The following is a 14,976-nucleotide window of genomic DNA, read 5'->3' as shown; positions in this document are numbered from 1 at the left end:
GATCGCGTGGTAGTTCGGGTAACCCCGCATCACGCGACGGAGCCAAACGCCAGTCTCACCCGATAGCGGCCCACCTGCGCGGCCGCCCCGGAGCCGCAGAGGTCCCACTTGCCAGCCGCCTCGATCACGCCACCGCAACGCGGACGTGAAGCGCGGCACTTAGTCTTGGTCGGAATGACCGCCTATGACTAGACGCGTTCGATGTCCACTCCTTCCCGGACAGCGACGCAAGAGCGGACATGCCAGAGCGCTTAGTCCGGGGCGCGTGCAGCGCGCAAGTGACTTTGCGGCTGGGGATTGTTGGCAGGATTGGTGTCGTACTTGGATATTCTCGTGACGAGTCCGCTCGTGGCGAGCGGTTGCAAGTCCGCCTCCAGCGCGTCAGCAATCTCCTTGGCATAAACCTCCTGGCCGTCCACGTAGAGCGTAAAGGACTTCAAGAACTTTTCCTTCTTCGCCGGATTCTCGATCGTCGCCTTTGTCCAATGGTAGAGCGGATAATTCTCGACGCCGTGCTCTTCTGCTGCGGCGACATACTCCGCAAAGGCGTCGAACTGGCATTTCAGCGCAGCGCCACGCTTGGCGAGGATATCGAACAGCCGCGCCAGTATCGGACCTCGATGTTGTCGGCGCAACGATTCCGCCGCGGCAGAATCATTCACATCGAACCTAACCTGATACTGCCACTGACTAGTCATACTATTCTCGCCATCTGGTCGCACCCGATTTGTCTTTTACGACCGCAAGACGCTGCCGCTCCCTCAGAGCAGGTCCGGCACCCGTTGTGTCAACGCTGACCGCAATGTCAGGCCGACCATTATGTTGCAAGCTCCTCTTTTTCGCAAGGCGCTCGTTGACGAACGAAGGTCGATCACCATTCGCGACCGGTCTCCTCTCTGCCGTCGCTTGCCGACACCGTGAGGTCAACTCGCTTTTCCTTGACATTGATTACCTTGGTCGTCACTCACACCTCGTAGCCTGTAGGCATAGCGGCGAAGTGACGACATCTTATCTGCTGTAGTGCTGCCCCCGCTTTCATCTGAATCCAAACTCGGGGTGATGACGTTGAGCGAAGGCTGCGAGCAGAGTCGGCGCGGGCATCGCAAGGACTTGCCGCATAAGGCGTCGTCAAATCGATAGTCAGGCTGACGTAAGCGCATCGGCAGCTTTCAATCCTAAAATTGGACCTACCAAATTGAGCAGTCGTCTACTCAGGCCGAAATGCCTTATCCTTCAACGTCGAACGGCCGGCGACCTGCCAGCACGACCGTGACAAATATCCGCTAACGGATCTGTCGGAGTAGTCGCAAAATGGAGGTCACAGATGTGAGGTATGGCGATGCGATCGCCTTTCGCCGTCGCTACCGGTGCCGCGGATTGCGGGTCGCGATCGATAAAGATGCGGTGCGCGTTGATCCCGTCCTGATCTGGATCGAAGCGTTCGCTGGTCCCGCTTCCATCTTCGATTAGGAGAACACTCGCGACTTGATTGCATTTCGTCAGGAGCGCTCGAAGGCATGCAGTACTGGTCGACAGCGTGGCTAATTGCAATTTAGCAGCATCTCACCATTTGGACGCCAACTTAATGACCGACAACACCACCGCTGTGGACGCTGCCACCACGAACTTTGCGTCGCCTCCGACTAACCTAATGGGGGTCCAGATGACCGCGGTGCAGTTAGCCGCGCACTTCAGGAAGTCGCCAGCGACGATCGTCCGTTGGGCACAAGAGCCCGATTTTCCGCGTGCAACGGCTCTAAATGGAGAAGTGCATTGGCCGACAAGCGCGGTGCACGATTGGCGCCGCCGACGCCAAAGGGCATACCGGACTGCGCTTCGTGCCAAAGAGGCAGCTGTAGAGGCGGACGTCGAGAAGGCACGGCTCCGCCAGAATTTAATCGCCGCGTTTGCTCGCCCCTATCTGCCACAGATCCGGCGATCGACGGTTCCACCGCTTGGCGCGCCTCTCTCTCGCCGCATGATCGTCCAGGCGGATGGCTCGCTTTCGCCCGCGCCGATCGATGACAACCGGAATTGCTCTCGCAGATGACCAGTGCCCCATGTGCGCATCTGGCTCTGGTCGGCCACGGCGCTTCAGCAACGACGCAGGTGATTTTGGTTGCGAGGAGCGCACGAACTAGCAGACGGATGGATTGGGCACGCTTGAGACAGACGCGAACTACGGGATCACTGCTGGTAGGGCCACCTTAGAGATTTACGTTCACGGGTAAGTGCGGGAGCGCTCGATGAAGGAATTTGCGGGGGTTGTCGCCTTTTGTTTGGTGATCTTAGCGTCCGCATTTGAGGGTGGCAGGCAGAGAATTCGTCGAGCGCGGAGGCGCGCTTGAGAGAGAAGAACATCACACTGCCGGCTGAGCCGCGCCGGTCGGCAGCTACGTCAACGCGGTTCAAGTGGGCAATCTCCTGTTCATGGCGGGCAGTGTCTCACCGAGCCGAAGGGTAAGCTCGGCCGGGATCTGACCGTCGAACAAGGCTATGAGGCTGCCCGGCAAGCAGGCTTGATCATGCTGGCAAAGGTGCGAGCGGCGCTGGGTAGCCTCGATCGGGTGAAGCGCGTTGTCAAAGTGGTCGGCATGGTGAACTCGGCCGATGACTTTGGTGACCAAGCCAGGGTGATCAATGGATATTCCGACCTAATGATCGAGGTGTTCGGCGAATCGATTGGTAAACATGGTCGCTCCTCACTGGGCGTGGCGGCGCTTCCGCGCCGTGCCGCGGTCGAAGTCGAAATGATCCTTGAGGTACAGTAGCTTTGCTGTCGATCGCACTCTTTCCACTTGGAAAAGCTTTGACACGAAGGTTGAAGATAGTCGCCGTGCCGACGTGCTCTGCCGGTTCTTAGGCCGCACAACGAACCCGTTGACGCACGCGTCGCGGGCACGGACGACTTTGCGTTTTGCGTTGCCGCGAAATAGCGCGGCAAATCACGAGGCCGGAACGTCACAAAGGCGTTCAGTTGCTAGTCCAGGAGGTTACCATGGAACGACGCGCTACTAATCTAAGGATATCGGCTAATCTAAGGATATCGGCTCTGATATGTCTCGCTGTTGCTGCCCCGGTCAGCGATGCCTTCGCCCAACAGACACAGCGCGTATCCTACAAAGCGGGCGCGGAAAATGCCAAATACACACAACAGCAGTTTCTCGACGTCGGCGACGTCGCGGGCCATCAGGTGCGATCATTTGAAATTTATCGCACCTTTCCGACCAACGCTCCTGTCGTCAATGGTTTGAAGATCAAGGAAACGTGGACGCGGGGCGTCTCTGACTACGTCGACAATAATGGTCCTGCCAGCATATACAATGTCTATGTCTTCGAGAACGGCGACAAGTTCTTCACCCGCGGCACTGTGCTGGCTCATGGCGCCGGGCCGGGAAAGCTCAGCAACACGGCTGTCTCGTACATCACGGGCGGCACGGGAACGCTGGCTAGTATTCGGGGAATTGCGCGAACCACTGGCCACGGCGATCCCAAAGCAGGGGTAAATGAGTCGCAAGTCGAAATCGAATATTCGATCGGCAAGTAGTTGCGGACACAGTGAGCGGTCTCACTCCGCGCAAGTATTCATCGATACGCGCGTTGGAGACTTTCCAATTCAGCGGACCGCGGAATGTCGGCTCAAGAGCACGAGCACCGGTCGCACCCACGGGCGCCTTTCCGTGGCAGACGAGAGGATGCGCATGCTCTGGCTCGCCGCCGGCGGCGAGCCAACGCTGGACAGTGCGCCTGTCGACACCGAGCAGTTTGCCAATGCCGGATGTCGCACAACCTTGCGCGCGGAGACGACAAATTTCATCCCAACGTTCGCGTCGTGCAGCTCGTCTATCCGCTCGCAATTGTGCAAGGCCCGGCGCTGACGCGGAAACGCCGGTGATCGGAGTCTTTCCGGCTGCCATGATTTGCACCGCTGCGGCTAGGTTGTGACGATGGCGACCGATCGCATGACGCAAAGCATCCCCCAAACTGTTAAGTAAGTGCCAACGGTCCGCGACCTGAACTGCATTGGGCGCACCACAGCGGGCGCCGTCAGCATAAAGACCCGCACGATCACGGGCCACAATCTTGATCCCCGGCCACCTCTTCAGCCAGCGAGCAACACTGCCGGCGTTACGATCCGGAAGCAGGTCGAGCACGCAATTGCGCTCCAGATCGCAGATGATCGTTCCATATCGCTGGCCACGACGCCAAGCCCAATCGTCGATGCCGACGACAGTCGGAGCAGCAAAATCCGGTAAGGGCGCCGAGTGAACCATCCGGAGCAAGGTATCGCCGCTACCGGCATAGCGAGTTTGTGCGATAGGCGCGAGCCGGGCTCTCCGCCCACAGCAAAGCCGATCGCCAGTTGGCTCTCGCCGAGACGGATTGTTCGTCTCGCTCTCGGCCGTACTGTCGTTGGTAGCCGCTCGGTAAATATTCGGCGCAGGCATCTGGGATTCGCGCACCGAAACCGTCGCGCCTGAAGACGGATTTCGACCAGCTGCCCCTGCCATGGCAGATCGGCTAACCGTCGCGTGTAATGGCTGTGGACCCGATGAGTTTGGTTACTGCAACAGGGACAGAGCGAGACCGCTGCTTTTGGTCGAGCCACGAGCACCACCCTGTCAGTTTGGGGAAGTATCTGGACAATTAAGAGCTCGGGCGAAATCAGCGAGCGGAATGCTTGGTGCAAGGCGAATCACGGCGTCGACTGCGATTCCAGCCTTATGACCTTATTCGCACCGTCCGTGAATCCCGCACCCTGCACCAAATATGCGGAAGAACCCTTGATTGTCGCTGGAGTCTCACCCTGATCGCCGCCGCGCAAGGCACACCGGTTGAAGCCGCTCGGCGGGCAGCCGTCGTTCGGATCGTTGCGCGAACTGGCCCGCGTCGTCGGCAACGATTGTGCTGTCGAGATCGACACGAACAGCTACTCGGTGCCGTGGCGGCTGATCGGCGAGCGCGTGGCGGTGACGGTTGCGGCCGGCGAGGTGCGCATCCGCCATGGCATGCGCGAGGTTGCGGTCCACAAGCAATCGGAGGGGCGCTGGCTGCGGATCGTCGATTCCGCCCACCTCGACGGGGTTGCCGGTCGCAATGGCGCGGTCTGCCGATCGGCAATCGCGACACCGACAGTGCCGGGGTCGTCTCCACTGCCCTCGTTGTTGCGTCCTCTTGCCGAATACGAAGCAGCGATCGGAGGGAGCTTCTGATGGCGCGCACAAAGAAGGCTACCGAAGTACCGATCGATCCATTCGACGCCATGCTGGCACGATTGCAGCTCTCTGGCATCCGCGACCAGCTCGACAGCCTGCTCGACGAGGCGGCGCGCGCGAACCTGTCGGCGCGTGAGACGCTGATCCTGCTGTGCGAGCGCGAGATCGCGCGCAAGGATCATCGCCGCATCGAGATGGCGCTGAAACTCGCACACTTCCCGGCCGTGAAGGAGCTTGCAGGCTTCGACTTCGAGGCGCAGCCGTCGATCGATCCGAAGCAGATCCGCGACCTGGCCGCGTCACGTTGGATCGCCAACGGCGAGAACGTCCTGCTGCTCGGGCCCGCCGGGCGTCGGTAAGACGCACTTGTCGATCGCGCTCGGACGAGAGGCGATCCTGGCCGGTTACACGGTGCAGTTCACCACGGCGACGACGCTGGTCGCTGGCCTCGCCAAGGCGCATGGCGACCCGCGCCAGGACGGGAAACTGCTCGCGCTGGCGAAGCCAAAGCTGCTGATCGTCGACGAACTCGGCTACCTGCCGCTGGAGCCCGACGCGGCGCATCTGTTCTTCCAGCTGGTCAGCCGCCGCTACGAAACCGGCGCCATGCTGATCACGTCGAACCGCAGCGTTTCCGAATGGGGCACCGTGTTCGCCGATCCGGTGGTCGCCACCGCGATCCTCGACCGGCTCTTGCACCACAGCTACGTGCTGACGATCCGCGGCGACAGCTACCGGCTCCGCGCCCAGCGAAAGAGCGGCCTCATCAAGCCGCCCGCCGCTGACGGCCCTCCGGTCGGCTCCGCCTCCCTTCCTCCCGTCAGAGGCGGAGCAAACCTGCAACCGACATCATGAACCCGATGGTGGGGCAGTTCTTCATGACGCAAAGGGGGCAGTTCCGGATGGCGTTTGACATTGTGCCGTGACGTACTCCTCTGGGTGCCGCATCCGCCAATGTCAAAACGAACTATGCTGGCCAGTCGCGCGGAGCATCTCGTTCTGGGCGGTGGCGTAAAGTGCTTGCCAGGTCTCTGTCAGCTCAGGGGTGAAAGAAGCGCCGAATTTTCGCTCAAAGCTCCACATCAACGCCTCGCCCATTGCGACAAAGTGCGACGGCTGAACGCCAAGTCTGGCGTGCTTGTGACCGGAAATCGCGATCAGCGATCGGAACATCGGTCTTTCGTCGAGCGAGGCGACCAGCGCTGTGATCATATCCAGCACCTTCATCCGCTGCTTCTCAGTATCGCCGCCGAACATTTGTCTTGCATCTGGAGCTAGTTCGACGAACCTGTTGTAGCACAGGTCGGCGAGGTCGCGGCGGATCGGCCACATCGCGTCAAATGATGTCCTGATAAGGTCGACCTGCTCGGGCGTCATTGGTTAGACGAGCAGGCTCGTAAAGAATGGTCTTGTAATCTCTGCCGCTAAGGGCTCTCTCTCATCTGAAGTGACGACGGAGACAAACTGGTGTTTGCAGTTCCAGCAGCGCCAAAGATCCTGAGCTTCATTCGCGGAGACGCGCTCGTGCCACTCGAGGGTGACTAATCCAGAACCACAGCGAACGCACTCTTTGTCATGCGCTGTTGAGATTGGGAGCATGTGGAACCTCTTTTCTTACACACAAGCGACGCATACGGCAGAAGGGCAGGAGTTGGGTCACCACTCGTGCGACCTTGAGCAGCTGCGCTGGATCAGATGTCCATTCCAATGCTCGCGCCGACAGCGAGAACTCGGCGAATGAGGGTCGTTTTGCGCAAACGATAGTGGGACCGGCAGCATGTTGGAAGTCCGGTCAAAGAGGGGAGCCTAAGAGGGTCACAGTGTCTTGAGGTATTCAAGCAACGCCTTTTTGTCCTGATCGCTCAAACTTGTCCCGTACTCGTGGCCGCATCGGCTATTTCCAGAGTTGATATTGCTGCAATCCGTCACGGATAGAGTATCGCTCAGCGGCTCCTTGGTGACAGCAAGACCACGTTTTCAATGTCGTATTTGCGTCCGACGCTAAACTGCGATCTGCGCTGCCCTGATGGCTTGAGCAATTCCGCCAGCGTCGGGACCGATCCGTTATGGAGATAAGGTGCGGCGGCCCAAATACCCTGCAGAACACTGGCCTCGTAGGAGCCCCACGGAGGCAGCTGAGCGTGAGACGCTCGTTCTGCTCCCTGACGCCTAGCCTTTTTGATTGCTTCCGAGGTGCTGACAGTATCGAAAGCCGTTAGCAGATCCTGCAGCGTTGGCGGTAGCCGCACCAGCCCCAGAGACTCCGGTGTGTCCGACGATCCCGGATCTGGCGCCGCTGCTACCCGTGCATTGGTTGAAGGGGCGCCGCCGGCCAACAGGTGTTCCGCGATCGAACCAATGACCGAGGTCGCAAGAATGTTAAGAATCTCATCGTTCTCCTTGAGGGGGGCGGTCGCGAAGGGAATGTACGCTCCCTTCAGCACGCCCGTATTCGCCTTCCAGGCGAGGATGTCGTATTCTCGTGTATCGGTACCAACGTTCTGGACCGGAGTTCGCCATGTTTTTACAAATGGAAAGCGTTGCTCTCCGTCTTCTATCCCGTGGCAACCGCTACCCCCCTTCAGCGGAATCCCTTTCAAAAATCGCTTTGCCGCGCGCGGCTAAAGCAGCGTCAATCGTCCAGGGCCATTTCGGAGGGCCGATCCGCTTCACCAGGTTTTCAAGCTGGCTCAGGCCGTCGAAATTGGTGGAATTATTGTCAAGGAAATTGATGATCACACCCTGACGCTTCGGCTCGAACGTAGCGAATACTCCCAGAACCTCGCCAACGTTCCGAGCCAGCCCCAAGATGTCATTTCCATTTTTTGCGAATCCAGGCCATTGCGTCTTATCTTGCCGCGGCGAATTCCAGAGGAATGGGTATCTCACGGGAGCGTCCGCGGTTTTCATGTTTCCTGGGATCATTAAGTCGGGCGGCGGGCCTATGTCCAGTCCGGATATGCGGTTGAAAATCATCCCCACAGCGTCCAGACGGCCAACTCCCCAGCCGGTCTTGGGCAGCGCGCGCACAATAAGCGTGTGAAACCGCAAGTACCACCCCCCGACCTGCCGACGAAGATCCGCAGCGTCGGCCGCGTCCGGCGCTGTGGACCGCAGGACAGCTGCAGCAAACGGAGCGAACGAGCTGTCACTGGCAATCACGTCGCCCACAGCCTTGTCCAGATCGCCAAGCAATGCGTAGAAGTCTACAAACGCCGGACCGCTATCCACCCGATACACCTTGCCATCAGCTTCGATCTGGCGCGTGTAACAGGCTGAGCAGATCATTCCGACGACCTGGAAGTCTTGAGGGCCTGAAGCGTGAAAGCCGACGGGAAGATTGGCCGTGTTTGCAGGATTCGGTAGATAGCCGTACCGTGACAAACCATGCGCGAGGAATGGCTGTCCGTTCCTTTGCTTCAGCGCCTGCATCCAAGACAACGTAATCAAACGCGAGCCCTGATCGCGCGAATAGAAGTCAGCTCTCGCTGCCGCGGTCCAATCCACACCCTGGTCAAGATAGATGGGATTGGCGTCGGTGCCTTGAGCATCCGAGTTTGTCGTGACGACAAACGTTAAGGCGATCAGAAAGAGAGTGCGGAGCATCGTGTGTCCTACCGCTTCCATTGTCGCAACAGCCCGAGGCAACTTTCGCCGAAATCCGCGCCTTTTCCGCCTTTTCCGGCAAACCTGGGCTTGCCTTTCGGCCTGCAGGTTCGGCCTGCAGGCCATCGGATCATTGGTTATCAAAGGGCGCTATCCAACAAACTTCAACCTACCAAGTTTTGGCGGAAGCAACTGCATTCGGAAAACGATCATCGCGTCGCCCTGGATTTGTCGGAGGCATACAGGCGTGCGGCATAGCAATTGCGGAGCCTCACTGCCAGATTGGTTCCGAGAGATCTTCCCGATGTCGATCTGGAATGGCGCAGGATCGACCAAAACGCTCTTCAAGGCGCCGCTCACTGATCGACAATCTTCCGGTGAGAACGACGTGCAAACTAGGCCGTTGAAGCGCACGAGCAATGACTGACGGGCTAAAGAAACATGAGGCGTGACCGTAAAGACCTGCTCAGCGAATTGAACAGGAATCGCGGCCGCAATCTCGCTGCCGAAGAGTTTGAAGCCGTCGCGAACCTCACGCTTCGCCGAGGAGTCCGGGAGCGTCAAGCTGGCCCACAGCTTCGCGGTCGGTTCAAGGTATTTGACGGTGCGTGTCGAAGGGCTCGACGGAAGGCAACTCAGCGGCACGAAGGGCTAAAAGGCGAAACAGTGACCGATATCCACGAAGAACGCGTATTCTGGAATGATACCTTTCACGCCGAATTATTTGATTTCCGCGGCCAGGTTCATTTTGCCCGCTTTGATGGCTGCACCTTCGTGAAATGCACCATCGTGCTCGATAGCAGCGCCGAACAGCTCGCCTTCACCGGCTGCACGTTCAAGGACTGCAACATCGATCATATCGACGCAGACGAGGGTCGCGGAATTGTTGTCCGTGACAACTTTTTCGATCGCCCCATTGCGGAGCGTAAGGCTGATTTCGAACGACGCTTTGCTGAAGCGCTGAATCGGCGCCTAAAGTCCTAAACGCCGAACGCTTAGCCATGGAGCTTCACGCCACCAACGACATGCGGGGCGATCTCCGCGCCGGCTCCATCAATTACCGCACTCGACTCGGTTAAAATTGTCCGGGTCGCCCCGGCATGGGCTGAGGCCGGAGTAACTTAGTCGCCCGCGACCCTAGACCTCGCGGCACAGCTCCCCTACTCATTGGGGAGTACCGGAGTCATACGGATGGCGAAGGCGCGCCCCCTCATCCATACTTTGTCCAAGTCAGGATTTTGCATACACCCTCCTAGGGCTAGAGCCAACGCCGTCCGCATGTATTTCAAGCGGGCGGCGTTGGGTTGTGGATCGACTGTAGCGCATGCGATTAACTGCGTGCGCCCTCTCTGTGGTCGCCGATCTGGTACGATCAGCGGCTATTTTTGGGCATCGTGCGCCGGTCATGCTGCTCACTGGGCGCAGGCGCAAGGGAACCATCCGCTTGGACGATCATCTTGCGCGAAAGAGGCGCGCCCGACAGCGGAACAGCCGATCGCTCGACCTGCGGCGGACATGTGCGAGCAAACGCGGCGATTAAGCGCTGGCGGTGACGAGCTCTCTCCACGGCCGTCTCGACCGCCTTCTCTTGGGCGCGCAGCGCGGCGCGGTATGCGCGTTTACGCTGGCGGTTCCATTCTTGCACGTCTGTCACAAGCCAAGCTGCCTCTCCGGCGGAAGTGCTCGCGCATGGAAAGTTGGGCCGTTCCGCCCAACGGACGATCGTTGCAGGTGTAATCTTGAAGTGCGCGGCCAATTGAACCGCTGTCATGTAAATCCCGGTCAGGTCGATGGAAGGCGGTCCGACGTCCGGGATGATGTTGTCATTGCTATCTGTCATCGCTCGCAGCCACCCTGACCAAGTCATCAACGAACAAAGCGCGATTGTCGAGCTTACCTTTCATCGGCTTGCCCTCTCATGAGCGAGGCTCCTGATGCGCCGCGTCGCAGATGATCTTGAAGACCTAAAGAGTGTAAGCGGATGTTTGCGTACAAGCTCTGTGCGCGTCTTCGCGAACTCGTCCGGGCCTCCTTGCTGGCGGACGATCTCCCGAAGTGCGGCCAGCTTCTCAGGGTCGGCGGAGCGAATAGCTGCCTCGAAACCCGGTATAAATTCCAGCCTGTCCATTGCAACACATTCCTTATGAAGAAAGCTCGGGTTTTGAAGGCGGCCTTGGTGGCGGCCTGGTCGCCATAAGCTCCGCAATCGCGGCAAGTACGACGCTCGTATCGGCCTTCCCTTCGGACCATCCCTTCAGCGCCTCTATCGCGTTCTTTAAAGCCTCATCACGGGTCACGGAACAATCTCCACAGCCCCCCTATGGCCGGCCGCGCGGCCTGCGACTCCGAAAGAACGCGCGAGCATTTGGAGACCGCCCGCGCGGAGTTTGCTACGACAAGCTTGGTCCGTGTTGCGTGAAGATAAACAGCCAAGCCGATAAGCCTCTCAACAACTCGCATGCCACGGCACCGTGCAGAAGTAGAGCCAAACGGCGCGGTATCGACAGAGCACAGTGAGGCCGACGCGACGGAAAAGCGTGCGGGCGACTGCTGACGACCGCCCGCACGCCGTCGCACCTCAAACAGACCTGGCCCTCACGAGGGTCAATCAATAAGCGGCCAAGCCATCGACTGCTCAGCAACGCGCGTGCCAGACGACCGGAGAGTAAACGGCGCAATCCCGGTGCACTTCTCGTGCGACTTTCAGACATGCACGCAGTCAACCCGACGCCGTTTGAACGAAACCAGACGTGGCTAATGACGCCGAGAGGGCGCGGGGATTGGATGATTGCCGTCGTGTATCGCGATCAGTTCGCCGGGCTCCAAACCGAGCTTTTGCAGCTGCTCTTTTTGAAGCGGACAGTTAAGCATTCCGGCCCTTGCGTCACAGTCGGCTATCGTCATCCTCACCGCTTCCGCCGGGTCAGCGACGGCAACCACGTATACTACGTGTCTGAATTCTTCGTCGTCGCCATCTTCCTTGAAGACAGCAGCAGTCACTAACCAACCGTCCATCCTGCTGCGCTCCGGGAACGCGAAGTAGGCGCTGTCTTCACCTCATTGCATAAGTATTGCGACTACTATGATGTCGATGGAGACCAGGCCCATGAAAATCACGCAGCCTAGGTACGGTAGGTCGCCGAGGACCACACAGCTCCAGACGCGAGGACGGAGCGTGCACTCCGGCAACACGATCAACCTGCACAATTCGGCGCGTTGCGTTCGGCAGCTTGACACGGCAATCCGAGTCCCAACAACTACCGGCTTGCATAGGTGCATGGCCCGCCCGACAACGCCGCCCTAGCGAAGCTGGGCTTCAGCAACTTTAGCGAATTCCAACGCGGACCCTGGATATCTGCAGCGTTTGGATGCCGGTCTGCCTCTGACTTTGCGGTAATCCTCGACTTTAGGACCAAACCGCGGCTTCATCTGCAGCACGTAGCGAATGTCGAATAGTAACTGAGCAGGGCCCAAGACAAACCTGCCACGCTCTACAACGAAAGCCCGGATCTGTCGTTCGAGGTCGCCGGGCAGGTAGTAGTTGTCGAGCGGAATGCGGTTCTTGACGGTCACTGATGCCGATGCTCGACTGTGCGACGCCATATAACGTCGAACCGTTCGCCTGGCTCGCCAAAATGCTTCGGCGCATTGCTTATGGCTCGCGGAGCAGCGAAATCGACGCTCGGCGGAATCGCGCCGCCTGACAGCATCGCCTTACCGCGTACAAAAGAAGTGCCGCCTACGTTGCCGCAAGCGACCCAAGTCTAGGGAGGAATGCCCAAGGAGGGCAGCGATAGCGGGGCGCGACCGCATTACCTGAAAATAGGACGATCGCGATCGGCGGCTCAATTGAACGTAGGGAAACGTCAGGCATCTAAAGGGACATGGAACGATACGAAGGTTTATGGTGCCCGCGCGCGAAGCTGGGCGAAGGCTGTCGTTGCCTATGCAACACGTCGAGCAGCAGCCAATCGATGCCATCGACAAGTCTATCTTTCTTATCAGAACAAGCGACGCGAGCGCGCCGACGGGGGACCAGACATATGAGTGCGGCCAACATCGCAAATGCGCCCGACAATCCTGCAATGTTTGCGAGGAAACCGACTAACCATTGAGGCCGCCTTACGGCACGACGTGAATCACTATTATCCCGACCAGCAGAGCAGCGCCTAAGACCGTAATGTCAATACAGATGCGAGCCGCGGTTGAATATGAATGGAAGGGTGGTTGTTCGAACATGCCGCCGCGCTCCTCTTCTAGCGCCGTCACCGATCTCAGCCCGTCTTTAGCTCGGGCGTCCTAGGATGAATAGAGGATGAGGGGCCAGGGAGCGACGGCCTCCCCCAGAATAGGTAGGAGCCCGATCCGATGTTGATGCTGTAGCGTCAAGCGTCGTTTGCCGTTGGGGCTGGAGTCCGTGGAGCATCAGGATCCGGCTGCGCGATCGAGCGGGTCTATGTCGACAACGACTACCGGCGGCCACGACGCGCGAAATCCCCGCCGCGTCTTCACTTCAGGTCAGAAGCGCGGCGTCGTCGGCGCGAGCTGTGCCGCCCAGTCCTCCTCTCAAACTCTGTAATATTAAATCATTTAATCGGTAGTTGCGGCCGAAATAGACGCTGCCTCTGAGCGAGTGGGCAGAAGCACGTTTGCCCGGAACACGGCGCCCACTCGGAGCTATTTTTTTCATAATCTTGGTTGTTCTCCAATTGACTTCGGCGGCCGTTTTCGAATCAGGCAGGCGCAGACAGGAATGCGTAGCCTTCACGAAGAAGACCTATCTGATATTCTCGGCTATGCATCGGATTGCGCTCTTCGTTACAAATGGCGTATCCGATGTCGTATATGCGCTTGACCCTCTCCTCACGTCGAACGCAGTACCTTGCGAGCGCGGTTTCCAGGTCGTGGCTGCTATGGAGTTCCTGAGCGAGGACCAGAGCATCCTCGATCGCCATGGCGCCGCCCGACGTCATCTGCGGTGTCAGCGAGTGAACCGAGTCACCCAACAATACGACGCGGCCGCGGTGCCATGGTGCAGGCATCATCAATATGTCGAACGGGCGGTAGCTTATATGATTGCCCTCGCCGACCAAGTCGGCCGCTTGGATCAGTTCGGGCGCCGTAAATGGGGCGAGCAGGTTTCGAACATAATCGCAAACCTGATCTTGAGCGACACGAAGCTTTTCATCCGTGTTTTCCAGGAAGAATAGGTAACACAGCTCCTTCGACAGCGGCAGCGCGCCAACCACTCTCCCCGTCGGATGGCGATAGAGGATGAAGCCGTCCATAGCTTCGGTCCGAGAAACAGTGTAACGCCACACTCCTTGGCCGGCGTATTGCGGCTTGAACTCTCCGCCGAAGATTTGCTCGCGCGTCTTGGAATAAACGCCATCGGCCGCGATCAACAAGTCTGCGCGATCTGTCTCGCCGTGCGAGAGCTGCACCGTCGCGCCCTCAGCGTCCTGATCAATCCGAGTGACAGTCGTATTGAAGGCGATCTCGGCGCCGCTCGTCCTGGCGGCCTCCTCCAGGATCTGCCCGAGGCGCGGCCGCATGATTCCTAGCGCGGCTGGACGATCCGGATCCCAAATTCTTGGCAAGAACTGCTGATGCAGCGGGTTTCCGGCGGCGTCGCGTATCGATACGACGTCCCACCCGTGACCGCCTTGCAGACACGCTTCCACCAATTCCAATTCGGCGAGCGCTCGTAGCGCATTCCCAAGTAGGGTGATGCCAGTCCCGATCCGGTCGCTCCTATCTCCCATTTCGATGACTCGAACAAACACGCCGATGCGTCGAAGCGCATGGGCGGCTGCCAAGCCACCAATACCACCGCCCACGACGATAACGTTCTTGACCGCGCCCATGTTGTCCTCCTACACGTCCGTTGTTCATCTCTCGTGGTGAACTGCGCCACTGCGCCTTCTCTGTGTGCAGTTCATCCGCTCGATACAGCGAGACTGCGATGTACTTCGTTTCGAGGGAATCCTTGATGCCTTCGGTCGCGCGTTCCCGCGCAAGACCGCTCGCCGTGCTACCGCCGAAGAGCGCCGCGGGATTGGAAGCGAGCCCCCTGTTGAACGCGACCATGCCGCTCTGCATCTGGCCGGACAGTCGCAAACCCCGCTTCAGATCCTTCCGAACCTAGTTTCGT

The 14,976-nt window shown here is 59.0% G+C and carries 16 protein-coding genes and 2 pseudogenes; 8 read left to right on the top strand and 10 right to left on the bottom strand.

Going from position 1 to position 14,976, the window contains the following annotated elements; translation table 11 throughout:
• Positions 1-251 precede the first annotated feature (251 nt).
• Positions 252-698, bottom strand: coding sequence for a hypothetical protein (locus tag ACVMB0_RS11250; protein ID WP_461346261.1), 447 nt, complete (start codon positions 696-698; stop codon positions 252-254).
• Between the two features lie 613 nt (positions 699-1,311).
• On the opposite strand from ACVMB0_RS11250, the gene ACVMB0_RS11245 reads away from it, so the two are divergent.
• The 4 genes from ACVMB0_RS11245 (at position 1,312) to ACVMB0_RS11230 (ending at position 3,878) form a co-directional block, all read left to right on the top strand.
• Positions 1,312-1,470, top strand: a complete 159-nt coding sequence (locus ACVMB0_RS11245) for a hypothetical protein (protein WP_461346260.1) — start codon at positions 1,312-1,314, stop codon at positions 1,468-1,470.
• A gap of 902 nt (positions 1,471-2,372) precedes the next feature.
• Entirely contained in the window at positions 2,373-2,771 is a 399-nt protein-coding gene (locus ACVMB0_RS11240; protein WP_461349634.1) for a RidA family protein, read from the top strand.
• A gap of 227 nt (positions 2,772-2,998) precedes the next feature.
• On the top strand, positions 2,999-3,547 hold the full coding sequence (locus tag ACVMB0_RS11235; RefSeq protein WP_461346259.1) for a hypothetical protein: 549 nt from the start codon (positions 2,999-3,001) through the stop codon (positions 3,545-3,547).
• A 154-nt stretch (positions 3,548-3,701) separates the two neighbouring features.
• Complete coding sequence (locus tag ACVMB0_RS11230) at positions 3,702-3,878, top strand: hypothetical protein (protein WP_461349792.1); 177 nt, start codon at positions 3,702-3,704, stop codon at positions 3,876-3,878.
• A 72-nt stretch (positions 3,879-3,950) separates the two neighbouring features.
• Here the strand turns inward: ACVMB0_RS11230 and ACVMB0_RS11225 are convergent.
• Positions 3,951-4,217, bottom strand: a pseudogene (locus tag ACVMB0_RS11225) (ISL3 family transposase); the annotation flags it as partial.
• Positions 4,103-4,609, bottom strand: a complete 507-nt coding sequence (locus ACVMB0_RS11220; protein WP_461349633.1) for a transposase family protein — start codon at positions 4,607-4,609, stop codon at positions 4,103-4,105. The pseudogene ACVMB0_RS11225 and the gene ACVMB0_RS11220, both read right to left, overlap by 115 nt.
• 226 nt (positions 4,610-4,835) lie before the next feature.
• Between ACVMB0_RS11220 and ACVMB0_RS11215 the strand changes: the two genes are divergently transcribed.
• Positions 4,836-5,213, top strand: coding sequence for a Mu transposase domain-containing protein (locus ACVMB0_RS11215; RefSeq protein ID WP_461346258.1), 378 nt, complete (start codon positions 4,836-4,838; stop codon positions 5,211-5,213).
• Positions 5,213-6,071, top strand: a pseudogene (istB, locus tag ACVMB0_RS11210) (IS21-like element helper ATPase IstB). Before ACVMB0_RS11215 ends, istB begins: the two are co-directional and overlap by 1 nt.
• Before the next feature lie 102 nt (positions 6,072-6,173).
• On the opposite strand, the gene ACVMB0_RS11205 reads toward istB, so the two are convergent.
• The 3 genes from ACVMB0_RS11205 to ACVMB0_RS11195 all read right to left on the bottom strand — a co-directional run bounded on the left by ACVMB0_RS11205 (position 6,174) and on the right by ACVMB0_RS11195 (position 8,822).
• Positions 6,174-6,593 carry a globin domain-containing protein gene (locus ACVMB0_RS11205; protein ID WP_461346257.1) on the bottom strand — a complete coding sequence of 140 codons (420 nt, stop codon included), beginning with the start codon at positions 6,591-6,593 and terminating at the stop codon, positions 6,174-6,176.
• Positions 6,594-7,159: 566 nt separating this feature from the next.
• Entirely contained in the window at positions 7,160-7,816 is a 657-nt protein-coding gene (locus tag ACVMB0_RS11200; protein WP_461346256.1) for a c-type cytochrome, read from the bottom strand.
• Positions 7,788-8,822, bottom strand: a complete 1,035-nt coding sequence (locus tag ACVMB0_RS11195; RefSeq protein WP_461346255.1) for a di-heme-cytochrome C peroxidase — start codon at positions 8,820-8,822, stop codon at positions 7,788-7,790. The genes ACVMB0_RS11200 and ACVMB0_RS11195 overlap by 29 nt, the downstream gene beginning before the upstream one ends.
• Positions 8,823-9,263: 441 nt before the next feature.
• Between ACVMB0_RS11195 and ACVMB0_RS11190 the strand changes: the two genes are divergently transcribed.
• Entirely contained in the window at positions 9,264-9,806 is a 543-nt protein-coding gene (locus tag ACVMB0_RS11190; protein ID WP_461346254.1) for a hypothetical protein, read from the top strand.
• 388 nt (positions 9,807-10,194) lie between these two features.
• Here the strand turns inward: ACVMB0_RS11190 and ACVMB0_RS11185 are convergent, their stop codons facing one another.
• Positions 10,195-10,662 (bottom strand): helix-turn-helix transcriptional regulator, encoded by a 468-nt coding sequence (locus ACVMB0_RS11185; RefSeq protein WP_461346253.1) that lies wholly within the window; start codon positions 10,660-10,662, stop codon positions 10,195-10,197.
• Between the two features lie 869 nt (positions 10,663-11,531).
• Here ACVMB0_RS11185 and ACVMB0_RS11180 point away from each other — a divergent pair.
• Positions 11,532-11,825 (top strand): hypothetical protein, encoded by a 294-nt coding sequence (locus tag ACVMB0_RS11180; RefSeq protein WP_461346252.1) that lies wholly within the window; start codon positions 11,532-11,534, stop codon positions 11,823-11,825.
• A 297-nt stretch (positions 11,826-12,122) separates the two neighbouring features.
• Here the strand turns inward: ACVMB0_RS11180 and ACVMB0_RS11175 are convergent, their stop codons facing one another.
• The 3 genes from ACVMB0_RS11175 to ACVMB0_RS11165 all read right to left on the bottom strand — a co-directional run bounded on the left by ACVMB0_RS11175 (position 12,123) and on the right by ACVMB0_RS11165 (position 14,912).
• On the bottom strand, positions 12,123-12,395 hold the full coding sequence (locus ACVMB0_RS11175; RefSeq protein ID WP_461349791.1) for a hypothetical protein: 273 nt from the start codon (positions 12,393-12,395) through the stop codon (positions 12,123-12,125).
• A gap of 1,160 nt (positions 12,396-13,555) precedes the next feature.
• On the bottom strand, positions 13,556-14,689 hold the full coding sequence (locus ACVMB0_RS11170; protein ID WP_461346251.1) for an FAD-dependent oxidoreductase: 1,134 nt from the start codon (positions 14,687-14,689) through the stop codon (positions 13,556-13,558).
• Positions 14,577-14,912 (bottom strand): hypothetical protein, encoded by a 336-nt coding sequence (locus ACVMB0_RS11165; protein WP_461346250.1) that lies wholly within the window; start codon positions 14,910-14,912, stop codon positions 14,577-14,579. Before ACVMB0_RS11165 ends, ACVMB0_RS11170 begins: the two co-directional genes overlap by 113 nt.
• Positions 14,913-14,976 lie beyond the last annotated feature (64 nt).

Source organism: Bradyrhizobium sp. USDA 4451 (assembly GCF_054822585.1).
This window is presented reverse-complemented; position numbering and strand designations above follow the sequence as displayed.